Raw genomic sequence first — 12,444 nt, 5'->3', positions numbered from 1 at the left:
TCATGAACGGATACGAATTCGACTGGACCATCGTCGCCGACGCGTTCCCCCTGATGCTCCGCGGCCTCGTCGTCACCCTGGAACTCACGGTGATCACCATCGCGATCAGCATGGTCCTCGCCGTCCCCGTGGCGGTCGCTCGCATGTCGGAGATCGAACTGGTCCGCTGGGGTGCGCAGGCCTACATCGAGGTGTTCCGGTGCACCCCGATGCTCGTCCAGCTCTTCTGGATCTTCTACGCCCTCCCGGCGCTCACCGGCCTGACGATCTCCGGTTTCACCTCGGCGATCATCGCCCTGTCGGCGAATCTGACCGCCTTCATGGCAGAGGCGTATCGAAGCGGGTTCCAGGCGGTGCCCGTCGAGCAGGTCGAGGCCGGGCAGATGTTGCGCCTGACGCGGCTGCAGCAGTTGCGTTACATCATTGTGCCCCAGGCCATTCGGCAGCAGACTCCGGTGATCCTCTCGCTGAACATCTCGATCTTCAAGGATTCCGCGCTGGTGTCGACGATCGCCGTCGCCGACCTGATGTTCGTCGCCAACACCATTTCCTCGGAGACCTACCGTTCACTGGAAGTCTTCACGCTCGCGGCGGTGATCTACTTCGCGGTCGCCTTCCCGGTCTCCCTGGCCACTAGCAACCTCGAACGACGCATGCAACAGAACTCCGCCCGCGGGGCGACCGGCGGCCAGAACTTCCTCAGCCGCATGATCCCCGGGCGACGGGTGGCGACCGCATGACGATCACGCACCCCACCCCCATCGATCGCACGAACCACACCAGAGGCCAGCGATGAAAACCCTCGAATCCACCGCACCGTTCCAGACCGAAATCGGCGAAGTCCTCGTCTCCGCCCGCGGCCTGCAGAAGAGCTTCCATGGCCGCACCATCATGCGCAACGTCGACTTCGACATGCACGCCGGCGACATCACCGTCATCATTGGCAAGAGTGGATCCGGCAAGAGCACGATGCTGCGCGCGCTCGCCGGTCTCACCGAGCCTGACGAGGGGACCATCGACTTCGACGGCGTCCGGGTCTTCGAGGACCAGCAGCGCACCGAAGCGTGGGCGGACAAGAGCTTTCACGTCGGCATGGTGTTCCAGACGTACACCCTCTGGCCGCACATGAACGTCCTCGACAACCTCACCCTCGCCCCCCGCAAACGCCTCGGCATGTCCGCCTCGGACGCACGTGACCGGGCCGAGTCCGCGCTCGGGGAGGTCGGGATGAAGCAGCACATCCTGAGCCGGTGCACCCAGCTGTCCGGCGGCGAACGCCAGCGCGTCGCCATCGCCCGCGCGTTGATGATGAAGCCACGACTGCTGCTGTGCGACGAGATCACCTCGGCGCTCGACCCGCCGGTGGCCGCGGAGGTCCTCGAGGTGCTGCGGCGCCTGAAGGCCGAGGAGGGAATTGCCATCGCACTGGTCACCCACGACATGGCCTTCGCTTCCAAGGCCGCCGATCGTCTGGTGTTCTTCCAGGACGGCGAGATCGCCGTGAACACCACGCCGGAACTCGCCTTCACCAGGTCCGACAACGACGAGCTGAACAAGTTCATCGACGCTGTCCGGTTCTGAGCGCACCACCACCGACACACTCCGACCGAACGGGAGCAACCAGACCATGTGCCCGAACCAGACCACTCGCAGGTTCGACGATCAGGTCGTGATCGTCACCGGTGCCGGCGGCGGCATCGGTGCGGCGATCAGTGCCCGGTTCGCAGTCGAGGGCGCCCGCGTCCTCGTGTGCGACGCCGACGACGCGGCAGCCAAGACGATCGCCGACGAACTCACCGGGCGGGGTTTGCTCGCCGAGGCCCGGGTCTTCGACGTCACCGACCCCGAGGCGTGCACGGTGCTCGCCGCGGACGTCGTCGACAGTCACGGCCGCATCGACGTCCTGGCGAACAACGCGGGTATCAACCGGCGCGGTGACCTGCTGTCGCTGAGCGCAGACGACTGGTCCGCCACTTTCGCCGTGAACGTCGACGCCCTGTTCCACCTGTGCCGCGCGGTGCTCCCGGCGATGATCGAGTCGGGCAAGGGTGCCGTCGTCAACACCGCGTCCCAGTGGGGTCTGCATCCCGCCCCGGGGCACGTCGCCTACAACGTCTCCAAGGCCGCGGTGGTCTCCTTCACCCGGAACCTCGCCCGCGACTACGCCCCGCGGGGCATCCGGGTCAACGCCGTGTGCCCGGGTGAGATCCATACCCCGATGCTCGAAGCCGGCCTCACCCGGAAGGGCCTCACCGTCGCCGACCTCGACAGGAAGGTCCCGTTCGGGCGAATCGGCCGCCCCGAGGAGGTCGCCGCACTCGTCGCGTTCCTGGCCTCGGACGAGGCCCCGTTCATCTGCGGTGCGGCCGTGGAAATCACCGGCGCGCAGGCCGTCTCGTGAGCGCCCCGCTCGCCGGAAAGGCTGTGCTGGTGACCGGCGCCTCCCGGGGTATCGGTGCGGCCACCGCCCGGGTCATCCACCGGGACGGTGGCACCGTCATCCTGCACTACGGCTCGAGTACCGTCGCCGCGGAGACGCTTGCCGCGGAGCTGGACGGCACACGCGTGCATCTCGTACAAGGAGATCTGACCGAGTCCGCCGGAGCGCGGACCGTGTGGGACGAATCGGTGCGCCTGGCCGGACGTGTCGACGTGCTGGTCAACAATGCCGGCGCCTGGATTGCATCGCCGATGGACGACGACGCCGCTTGGGAGGCGGGGTGGTCGCGCAACCTGACGCTCAACCTCACCGCTCCCGCAGACCTGTCGCGCTATGCCATCAACCATTTCCGCGACCATGGCGGCGGCGCAATCGTCAACCTCGCGAGCCGCTCGTCCCACCGCGGCGACGACGCAGAACACCTCGCCTACGGGGCAGCCAAAGGGGCACTCCTAGCCCTTACACGTGGAATCGCACGCGGGTACGCCCGCGAAAATATCCTCGCCTACGCGGTGGCGCCGGGATGGGTCGCCACCGATCTCGCCGATAATGCTCTATCCCGCGAAGCGGCAGCCGCTCTGCCACTCGGTGAGGTGACCCCACCCGACGATGTCGCCGAGACCATCGCGTTCCTCGCGTCGGGGCGCGCCCGGCACGCCACCGGAACCACCGTCGACATCACCGGCGCCGACTACGTCCGCTAGAACAGATCCGTCCCACCGTGAAAGCGCCCGCTCGAAAGGAACGATCCCGGTCAGGTGTGCTCGAACCAGGGTTGCGAGCGACTGGACGGATAATGCCACCGGGGCGAAGCGTGTGTGCCCCCAGCGGTCGATCGGCATCACTATCGGTCGGTCATCCTCACGCATGGCTTCAGCGAGCACAGAGAGATCCGCCCCCTCGCGGTCGAGGCACTGAGCCAGCATCTGAGTACTCGGATGGCTCTCACCTCGGTCCGTAAGGCGGGCGCCGCCGTCGGCGAACACTCCCGGATCGGTCTTCCGATCCCGGTCGCCGACCTCACCCTCTCCCAGAAGCGTCTGCAGGGCTGCCTCTTCGGCTCGACGAACGGCACGTGGGACGTCAACCGGCTGCTGAACATGTACAAGGCCGGACAGCTCAACCTCGACGACATGATCACGCGCACCTACCGGCTCGACGAGATCAACCAGGGATACCGGGACCTGAAGGACGGCAGGAACATCCGCGGCGTCATCCTGTTCGACTGACCACCCGCGCACACGAAGGGCCGCTCGGGAACTCCCGAGCGGCCCTTCCTCGTCCTGCGACTACTCGGTACCTGCGAACGCCGGGGCAGTCCGGCTCGGCGCACCGACCACGACGGTACGGGTGATGCGGGTGAGAGCCATCGCCGCGACGGCCGCGAGCACGATAGGGACGATGACCGCGAGGTACATCGCGCGCGGTGTCATGACGCTGAGCGCGTACCCCGCGACGATCGGCGACAGAATCGCACCCGCGCGGGCCACGCCCATCATCGCTCCGTAGCCCTTGGCACGTGCGAGCACCGGGTACGCTGTCGTCGACGTGGACGTGAACCCGGACATGGCCGCGAAGGTGCCTGCGCCGAGAAGCCCGGCCATGGCCAGTGCAAACGGGCCCTGCAGCGTGAGCGCGAACCCGGCGATCGCCGCGGCGGACACGGCCGAGGTGATCACCGCGATCCGCGCGCCGGGGAACCGCAACCCGAACGCGCCGAACAGGCATCCACCGACCACCGCACCGAAGCTGATCATGATGCCGGCCAGCGCACCGCTCCCCGCGTCGCCACTGGCGTCCTTGATCAGTTGCGGCGTCCAGGTGCCGACGAAGTAGTACCCGGCGGTGAGCATCGAGTATCCGAATGTCAGCAGGAGTGTGCGCGATCGCAGTTCCCGGCCGAGCAGACCGACCTCGCTCTGCGGCGCGGGGATCGCCCGATCAGCTTCCGTCTTCGTTCCCTTGCGTGCCAGGAAGTCGTCCGATTCGCGGAGGAAGGCGGCGGTCACCACGAACGACAGGACCCCCAGCGCGGCCCCGATCCAGAACATGCCCTGCCACGCCCCGCCTGCCAGTGCCACGAGTGCGGCGCCGGCGAAGCCCGCGAGCGTCGTGCCGAGCGGATAGCCGACCATGACCAGGCCGAGCGCCACACTTCGCCGGTTGGCGGGGACGACCTCCTGGCAGAGGACAACGATGACGACGCTGATGGTCCCGATCGCGATGCCGGTGACGAAGCGGGTCACCAGCAGCATTGCGAAACCATTCGACAGCGCCGACGCGGCCAGGCCCAGGGTGTTGGCCGCTAGGCCGACCAGCAGGATGCGTCGCCTGCCGATGACGTCCGCGAAGCGGGCGAGGCCGATCGCGCCGACTGCCATACCCGCGAGGGCGGCACTGATCAGGTAGCCCTTCTGCGGATTGGTCGCGAAGCCCTCCGGCAGGTGCGGCATCGCGAAACCCATCGCGAGGACGTCGTATCCGTCCAGCATGTTCAGGAACATGCAGAAGACCACGGATGCAATCTGATACGGGCGCATCCCCACGCGCGACGCCCAATCCTTCGTTGTGCTCATCAGGTCCCTCTCGCTCGTAGCACCGACAGTCGGTGCGACACAGATCACATTCAGAACAATATATGATGCGTCGTGGATTATGTCGACCGCGAGGCGACCAACCCGACAGTGGGGCCTGCGGAGAAGGCGTGAGCGCTCCCGTGCCCGGGAATCGGAGATTTCCGGCGGCACGGCTCCGGGCAGCGGTCGACTACGGGGGCGTGGATGGTACATTATGTCGAGTCTTTCGAATCCGGGAAGGTGCGACCGACGATGCCCCTGAATGACAGGTCAAGACGACAGCAACTGCCCGAGGAAGTTGCCACGTACGTCCGCGAGATGATCATCTCCGGCGAGGTGCGTGCCGGCGACTTCCTCCGCATCGAGCGGATCGCCGAAGCCGTGGGAGTAAGCACCACGCCCGTCCGCGAGGGACTCCTCGCCCTTCGGAGCGAAGGCTTCGTGGAGATGGTCCCCCGGCGCGGCTTCGTCGTGGCCCCGTTCACGAAGCAGGACGTGCGTGATCTGTTCTGGGCGCAGGCTCAGCTGGCCGCCGAACTGGCCGCACGGGCCGCGAAGAACATCACTCCGCAGCAGATCGCCGAACTCGAGGAAATCCTGAAGCAGCACGAGGACGCCATCGCCCAGGGCGACACCGAGAGCATCTCGTCCCTCGGGCACGCGTTCCACCGAAAGATCAACCTGATCGCGGATTCTCCGCGTCTCGCCCGCCTCCTCGGTTCCGTCGTCACGAATCTTCCCAACCGCTTCTACGCCACCATCGAGGGCCACATCACCACGACCCAGGAGGAACATCCCCTCCTGCTCGAGGCCCTGCGGAAGCACGCCGGCAAGAGGGCGAAGACGATCATGGAATCGCACATCCTGGACGGCGCGGATCACCTGATCGACGAACTCGAGCAGCGCGGGCTGTGGGATACCGACGCCGAGGCGAACGCCAGCTGATCGCCCGCGGCCCCGCGTCGGTCAGCTGGCCACCACCTGCTGACGCACCCGGCCGATGAGAAAGTCCTGCAGGTGAGCGGTGAAGACGTCGTTGTCGTCGTCGGCGACCATGTGACCGGCACCGACCTCGACCACCTCCGCGGTGGGTACCAGGTCGCGGATCTCGGCGGCCGCCTCTGCGGTGACCATGTCCGACTTCTTCCCGCGGACGAGCAGGGTGGGCACGGTGACGTTACGGGCCGCCCGTGACAACCGGTCGGCGTCGAAGTTCGCGCCGTCCGTCGTGAACTCGAGAAACCTCGGATCCCAGTGCCAGTACCAGCGGCCGTCGGCCCGCTGCCGGAGATTCTTCTTCAGCCCTTCCGGGTTCCGGCGTCGTCGCGGCGCGGAACGGTAGGCGTCGACTGCGGCGGCAACGTCCTCGAGAGTGGCGAACCCGTTCGGCGCGCCGCCCAGGAAGTCCTTCACCCGCTTCCGCCCGTCCGGGTCCACCCGGTGCGCGATGTCCACCAGCACCAGACCCGACACCGATCCGGGCCGCTCACCCACAGCCGCGAGCGCCGTCCGTCCGCCCAGGGACGCCCCGACGACGACCGGGGCCCTGCCGATCTGTGCGATCGTCGCATGGAGGTCGGCGACGAAGAAGTCCAGCGTGTAGCCGGCCTGTGACCATTCGCTGTCGCCGTGCCCGCGGGCATCCGCGGTGATCGCCTGCCATCCCGCGCCGGCCAGGCGTCGCGCGGTGCGCTCCCAGGAGTGCCGCGTCTGACCGCCGCCGTGCAGCAGCAGCACGGTTCCCCGATCCCGGCACGGGGACGTCCACCGGTCGCCGATCAGCTTGTCGCCGTGGGCTCCCCGGAATTCCAGGGCCTCCCGCCGGACGGATTCCGCCACGGTCATGCCGCCTCCGCACAGTTGAAACATTATATAGAGCGATCTCACCGTACACGCGCCGACCGAATCGGCACGTGACGAATCCCGCTCAGCGCCTGGAGCGCAGCACGGTCTCCGAGGGAAGAAATCCGAACCGGGCCCGGTACTGCTGAGCGAACCGGCCGGGGTGGTAGAAACCCCAGCGCGAGGCGATATCCGTGACAGAACCCGAAGAGCCACAAGCGAGATCGAGATGCACCCGGTCAAGCCGGACGCCGCGGAGATAGGCGGTCGGCGACATCCCGACCACCTCCCGGAAGCCCGCCTGCAGAGCACGTTCGCTCACTCCGGCCCTCGACGCGAGGTCGGCCGTGGTGATGTCGTCCTCCGGATGCCGGTCGACGTAGTCCACGATCTCGCGGATCTTGGACCGCCGGGTGTGGGCGGGTTTTCCGTGCAGTTCCGGGGTCAGCTGACTCGGCACCGTCATGAGCAGTTGGGTCATGAGGGCTGATTCGAGTTCGTGGCAGGCGGCGGGCATCGTGGAGATGCCGTCCGGCCGGGAGAGCTCTGCGTACAGGAACCCGGCGGTCGCGACGAGCGCCTGCGCGGCACTGGACCTCAGATCGAACGTCAGGTCGAAGCGGATCTCCTCCCCGATCGGGCGGCCCGTCAGTTTCGCCGCGTGCGCCTCGAGCGGATCCTTCGGCAACTTGATGTGGTACTGCCACGAATCCGCACTCCACTGCACCAGCACCGGCGCCCGCGGCCCGAACGCCACACCCGCCTCCCCCGCGATGAAGCTTCGGCGGGCGCCGCCCTGTTCGACCGTGCTCGCACCGGTGACGGGCAGATTCACGTGATAGCACAGGCGCATCGGCGGCCCGTTCAGCGTCACCGCCGCTCCGTACGACATCCGGGCGATCGTCAGGCGCGGGGCACGCGCGAGATCGAGTCGGAAATCCACTTCCCGATCGTCCGGCACGTGCACGTCGTGACCCGCGAACGCCTTCGTGACCTGGGCGTGCGCGGCATCGAGATCCGCCGTGCGGAAGTTCAGCTGTCGGTCGCTCACGCGCCGCCACCTCCTGAGACCCGGCGTGGCCGGATTTCACCCACGCCGCCGTAGTGCCGGTGAGAATAATACATCATATTGGGGCGAACCTGCAGGTAGTCGCGGATCACCACCGCTCGCGGCGTTCGGAAACTGGATCCCGACCTTCGCCAGAAGGATTGTGACGCAGATCCCATCCCCATAGCGTCGTGACGACCAGCGCACCTGCGCTCCCGTCTCCGAGAGCACCTGGAGTTGTGCCCACCATGACCGAAGAACACGACACCCCACCCACGCCGGTTCTCGAACGAATTCCCGTCCACGGCGACTGCCCGCGATGCGGCGCCGAGGAACTCCGCCGCTATCCGGTGGTCTCCGAAGGCGGCTGGTTCGAGGTCGTCAAATGCCAGCAGTGCCTGCTGTCGCTGGACCGCTCTCCCTGGTCCCGGCTCGGGCCGATCCAACTTCTCACCGACCTGCTCTGACGAAGGATTCCACGATGATTGCAGTCGATGTCGGCGGAACATTCACCGACGTAGTCGCCCTGCGCGACGGCAAGATCCAGACCGCCAAGGTCACCACCGACTACACCGAGGTGTTCGGGCCGGTCCTCGAAGGTGCCGCGGCACTCGGCGTCGAGGACGCCGCCGTGTTCAACCACGCCAGCACTCACGGCCTGAACGCGGTGATCACCCGACGGTTGCCCAAGATCGGTTTTCTCACGACCGAGGGTCATCGCGACATCCTCGACATGGGGCGGGTGTGGCGCCCGGCGCACGCCATCCTGGACTCACGCTGGCGGCGCAGCTTCGGTGACGCCTCCCGGCCGCTGGTCCAGCGGTACCTGCGGCGCGGCATCCACGAGCGGATCACCGCCGACGGCGGCGTCCTGTTCGAACTCGACGAGGCGCAGGCTCGCGCCGAACTGGACGTGCTCCGGCGCTGCGGCGTCACCGGTGTCGCGATCTGTCTGATCAACGCGTATGTGAACCCGGCGCACGAGATCCGGTTGCGCGAACTGGTCCGTGAGGTCCTCGGCGACGTGCCCTGCTCGATCTCGAGCGAGGTCTCCCCGCTGGCCAAGGAGTACGCGCGCGCCTCGACGACGGTGATCGACACCCTGATGAAGATCATCTACAGCGACTACACCGCGAAGCTGGAGAAGGGCCTGGCCGACCTCGGCTTCAGTGGGGAGCTCAACTTCGCCGACTGCGCGGCCACGCTGGTGCCGTCGAGTCGCGCGATGGAACTACCCTTCCGCATCGTCTTCTCCGGTCCGGCCGCGGGCACCGTCGGTTGCGCCCACTTCGGCAGCCTGATCGGAGAAAAAGACCTGCTCTGCGCGGACGTCGGCGGCACGTCGATCGACATCAGTGTCGTCACGGCGGGAGAACCGTTCGTCAACACCAGCTTCGAGCTCGAGCACGACCTTGTCGTGAACGCGTTGGCCAACGACATCTCCAGCATCGGCGCAGGCGGTGGCAGCATCGTCGCGATCGGGCCCACGGGTGAAATCCAGGTGGGCCCGGACAGCGCCGGATCCGCCCCGGGGCCAGCCTGTTACGGACGCGGCGGCACCCAGCCGACCACCACCGACACCTGCCTGATGATCGGGATCATCGACCCCGCCCGGTTCGCCGGCGGCGCGGTGAACCTCGACCCGGCGCTGTCCCGGCAGGCCTTCGAGAACCTCGATTCGGAGTTCACCCTCGCCCAGCGCGTCCGCTACGCCTACGAGATGGCGGTGAACAACATGGCGGAGGGCGTCTTCAACGTCGCGATCAAGAACGGCGTGGACCCCCGCGACTACAGCCTCGTCGCGTTCGGCGCCGCCGGCCCGATGCTGCTGCCCGCGGTGCTCGACACGGTGCACTGCAAGCAGGTGATCGTGCCGCCTAATCCGGGACTGTTCTCGGCACTGGGCCTGCTGTCCGCGGACCAGGTGTTCACCGCCAACCGCAGCGCGTACATGATCCTCACCCCCGACGCCGCACCGACCATCGACGTCCTGTTCGACGAGATGGAAACCCAACTGCGCGAAGGGCTGGACGAGGGAACCGGCGTGACGTTCCACCGCAGCATGGACGCCCACCTCGCCGGGCAGAGCTGGGAGACGCCGTTCGTCCCCGTGCCCGACGGCACCATCGACGCCGACGCGATCACCACCATGGTCCAGTCGTTCCACGACACCTACGAGAACCGTTCGAGCAACCGGTTCGAGTCGATGCCCGTCGAGGGCGTGACGTTCCGGGTGCGGGCGGTCCTCGACACCCCGAAGGTCGACTATCCCGAAGCCCCGCACCGCGGCGACACGCCGCTCGAGCCCGTCCGGACGACGGTGCTGCGCTTCCTCGGCGACATCGACGCCGACGGCAAGGGCGCCCAGACCGCCGACGTGTACGACCGCGACACACTCTGCGCGGACGATGTTCTGGAAGGCCCCGCCATCGTCGACGAGGGCCTGTCGACGACGCACATCGGCGTCGGCCAGCGGGCCACCGTCGGCCGCTACGGCGAACTGATCATCCGGAGGAAGTGAATCCCATGACCACTCTCGAAACGACCCCGTCCACAACGGGGTCCGAACAGACTCGCCTGCGCGACATCTCGGACGCCGAGTTCACCGGCGCCTACGGCTGCGACCGCTTCACAGCAGCGGTGATCCTCAACCGGCTGCGGTATGCGGTGGAACACATGTCGACCGGTTTCATGCGGGAGGCGTTCTCGCCGATCATCCGCGACTGGTACGACTTCGCGTGCACGATCAGCGGTCCGCCCCGGCACAACTATCCGATGGCCGTGGTCAGCAACAGTCTCGTAGTCTTCCTCGGCACGCTCGGCGACGCCGTCCGCAACACCGTCGAGGAGTTCGGTCCCGAAAACCTGTCCCCCGGTGATGTTCTCATCTGTAACGACCCCTACCGCGGTGGCACTCACGTCAACGACGTGTGCTTCATCCGCCCCGTCTTCGTCGACGGCGAGATCGTCTCGTTCGTGAACATGCGCGCCCACCAACTCGACATGGGCGGCACCGTGCCAGGCGGATTCTCCGCGACGAAGTCGAACGTATACGAGAACGGTCTCGTCATTCCGCCGATGCTGTTGTGGTCCAGGGACGAGCCCGTGCGCTCGACGTTCAGCCTGATCTTCGACAACACCCGGTGGGGCGGCATGCTGCTGCCCGATTTCAAGAGCATCTACCAGCAGCTCGCACTCGGCGAGCGTCTCGTGCTCGAGAACATCGAACGCTACGGTCTCGACGCCTACCTGGGCACGTTGACCTATGCCTGCGACACCTCGGCCGAGCGCATGCGCGACGCCATCGCACTCGTACCGGACGGCGAATACACCGGTTCGGCGCTGATCGACGCCGACGGCCTGGACGACAGCATCGATTACACGGTGCAGGTGACGCTGCGCAAGCAGGGCCAGGACATCGAGGTCGACCTGTCCGGCACGTCGGCGCAGGCCCGCACGTGCATCAATTGCGGTGTGCTCGACGCCAAAACCGCGGTCGGCGTCGCCCTCACGATGCTGCTGGACCCGGAGGTGCCGTTCACGTCGGGCACCTGGCGCAACATCGACCTCGCCACCCCGCCGGGCACGCTGGTGTCGTCCCTGCCGCCCGACGGCGGGATCATGATGTTCTGGGAAGCCTCCGGTGCCGTCGTCTCCGCCGTCTTCGACGCACTCAACCCGGCCCTCGGCGAGAAGGGTGTCGCCGGCGACTACGGTTCCACCAACACCCACAACGCCTCCGGCGTCACCGCCGACGGAACGCCGTGGACGAGCGCCACCCAGTGCGGCGGCGAACACGGGCCGTGGGGGGCCACCAAGGAAGGCGACGGCGACAGCTACACCGTCCTGTTCTTCCTCAACAACCTCGACCCTGCCACCGAGACGATCGAGCACGATTCGCCGGTCGTGATGCTTCGCAAGGAACACGCGATCGACACCGGCGGTCCCGGCACGTTCCGCGGCGGCGCCGCGAATCTCAAGGACACGCTGTGGTTGAGCGAGGGCAACCACTACCTGTCGCCGTTCCGCACCAAGGTTCCGAGCGGTGTCGGCGCGAACGGCGGCGAACCGGGTCCGAACGGCGCCATCTGGATCTTCCCGCCGCGTGACGGCGCGGACGACCGCCCCGCCATGTTGGGCACGACCCCGGATGTCTACGCAACCAGCACTCCCGTCGCCGGGGTGCTCGACCCCGTGACCAAGGCACTGGACCCGGTCGACGGCGAATACCACTACTTCGCCAGCCGGCAGGTGTGGCAGACGAAGACTGGGTCGATCCTGCGGTGCCTGACCAACGGCGGTGGCGGCTGGGGCGACCCGTTCGCCCGCGACCCCGAACGGGTTCTCGCCGATGTGCGCAACGAATACGTCAGCGTCGCCGGTGCCGCCCGCGACTACGGCGTCGTCGTGATCGGCGACCCGCGGTCCGATCCCGAAGGGCTGCGCATCGACGTGCAGGCCACCGCGGCGCTCCGCAACCAACCGAGCTGAATACGTCCGGACCGAGCAATTGCTCCGAACCGAGGAGGAAAGTCGAC

The 12,444-nt window shown here is 67.2% G+C and carries 12 protein-coding genes; 9 read left to right on the top strand and 3 right to left on the bottom strand.

Annotation, left to right across the window (positions count from 1 at the left end; genetic code table 11):
* Nucleotides 1–2: 2 nt before the first annotated feature.
* The 5 genes from H0B43_RS19145 (at nt 3) to H0B43_RS19125 (ending at nt 3,669) form a co-directional block, all read left to right on the top strand.
* Nucleotides 3–740: an amino acid ABC transporter permease gene (locus tag H0B43_RS19145; protein WP_185726491.1), complete on the top strand. Its 738-nt coding sequence runs from the start codon at nt 3–5 to the stop codon at nt 738–740.
* A gap of 52 nt (nt 741–792) precedes the next feature.
* Complete coding sequence (locus H0B43_RS19140; RefSeq protein WP_185726492.1) at nt 793–1,581, top strand: amino acid ABC transporter ATP-binding protein; 789 nt, start codon at nt 793–795, stop codon at nt 1,579–1,581.
* A gap of 46 nt (nt 1,582–1,627) precedes the next feature.
* A complete protein-coding gene (locus H0B43_RS19135) occupies nt 1,628–2,401 on the top strand; it encodes an SDR family NAD(P)-dependent oxidoreductase (protein ID WP_185726493.1) in 774 nt (257 codons plus the stop codon).
* On the top strand, nt 2,398–3,144 hold the full coding sequence (locus H0B43_RS19130) for an SDR family NAD(P)-dependent oxidoreductase (protein ID WP_185726494.1): 747 nt from the start codon (nt 2,398–2,400) through the stop codon (nt 3,142–3,144). The genes H0B43_RS19135 and H0B43_RS19130 overlap by 4 nt, the downstream gene beginning before the upstream one ends.
* Nucleotides 3,145–3,378: 234 nt before the next feature.
* Nucleotides 3,379–3,669, top strand: coding sequence for a hypothetical protein (locus H0B43_RS19125; protein WP_252189761.1), 291 nt, complete (start codon nt 3,379–3,381; stop codon nt 3,667–3,669).
* Nucleotides 3,670–3,729: 60 nt separating this feature from the next.
* Here the strand turns inward: H0B43_RS19125 and H0B43_RS19120 are convergent, their stop codons facing one another.
* Nucleotides 3,730–5,016, bottom strand: coding sequence for an MFS transporter (locus H0B43_RS19120; protein ID WP_185726495.1), 1,287 nt, complete (start codon nt 5,014–5,016; stop codon nt 3,730–3,732).
* 252 nt (nt 5,017–5,268) lie between these two features.
* Here H0B43_RS19120 and H0B43_RS19115 point away from each other — a divergent pair, with 252 nt between their 5' ends.
* Nucleotides 5,269–5,961 (top strand): GntR family transcriptional regulator, encoded by a 693-nt coding sequence (locus tag H0B43_RS19115; protein ID WP_185726496.1) that lies wholly within the window; start codon nt 5,269–5,271, stop codon nt 5,959–5,961.
* A gap of 21 nt (nt 5,962–5,982) precedes the next feature.
* Here H0B43_RS19115 and H0B43_RS19110 read toward each other — a convergent pair whose 3' ends face one another.
* Nucleotides 5,983–6,861: an alpha/beta fold hydrolase gene (locus H0B43_RS19110; protein ID WP_185726497.1), complete on the bottom strand. Its 879-nt coding sequence runs from the start codon at nt 6,859–6,861 to the stop codon at nt 5,983–5,985.
* An 82-nt stretch (nt 6,862–6,943) separates the two neighbouring features.
* On the bottom strand, nt 6,944–7,909 hold the full coding sequence (locus tag H0B43_RS19105) for an AraC family transcriptional regulator (protein WP_185726498.1): 966 nt from the start codon (nt 7,907–7,909) through the stop codon (nt 6,944–6,946).
* A 245-nt stretch (nt 7,910–8,154) separates the two neighbouring features.
* Between H0B43_RS19105 and H0B43_RS19100 the strand changes: the two genes are divergently transcribed.
* Genes H0B43_RS19100 through H0B43_RS19090 form a run of 3 tightly spaced genes read left to right on the top strand, consistent with a single transcriptional unit; the run spans nt 8,155 to nt 12,397 of the window.
* Complete coding sequence (locus tag H0B43_RS19100) at nt 8,155–8,373, top strand: hypothetical protein (protein WP_185726499.1); 219 nt, start codon at nt 8,155–8,157, stop codon at nt 8,371–8,373.
* Nucleotides 8,374–8,387: 14 nt separating this feature from the next.
* On the top strand, nt 8,388–10,427 hold the full coding sequence (locus H0B43_RS19095; RefSeq protein WP_185726500.1) for a hydantoinase/oxoprolinase family protein: 2,040 nt from the start codon (nt 8,388–8,390) through the stop codon (nt 10,425–10,427).
* Nucleotides 10,428–10,432: 5 nt separating this feature from the next.
* A complete protein-coding gene (locus H0B43_RS19090) occupies nt 10,433–12,397 on the top strand; it encodes a hydantoinase B/oxoprolinase family protein (RefSeq protein ID WP_185726501.1) in 1,965 nt (654 codons plus the stop codon).
* Nucleotides 12,398–12,444: the final 47 nt, after the last annotated feature.

It is taken from the genome of Rhodococcus sp. 4CII (genome assembly GCF_014256275.1).
GTDB lineage: Bacteria > Actinomycetota > Actinomycetes > Mycobacteriales > Mycobacteriaceae > Rhodococcus_F > Rhodococcus_F wratislaviensis_A.
Note: the sequence above shows the minus strand (reverse complement) of the source record. Positions and strands in the feature narration are given on the sequence as shown.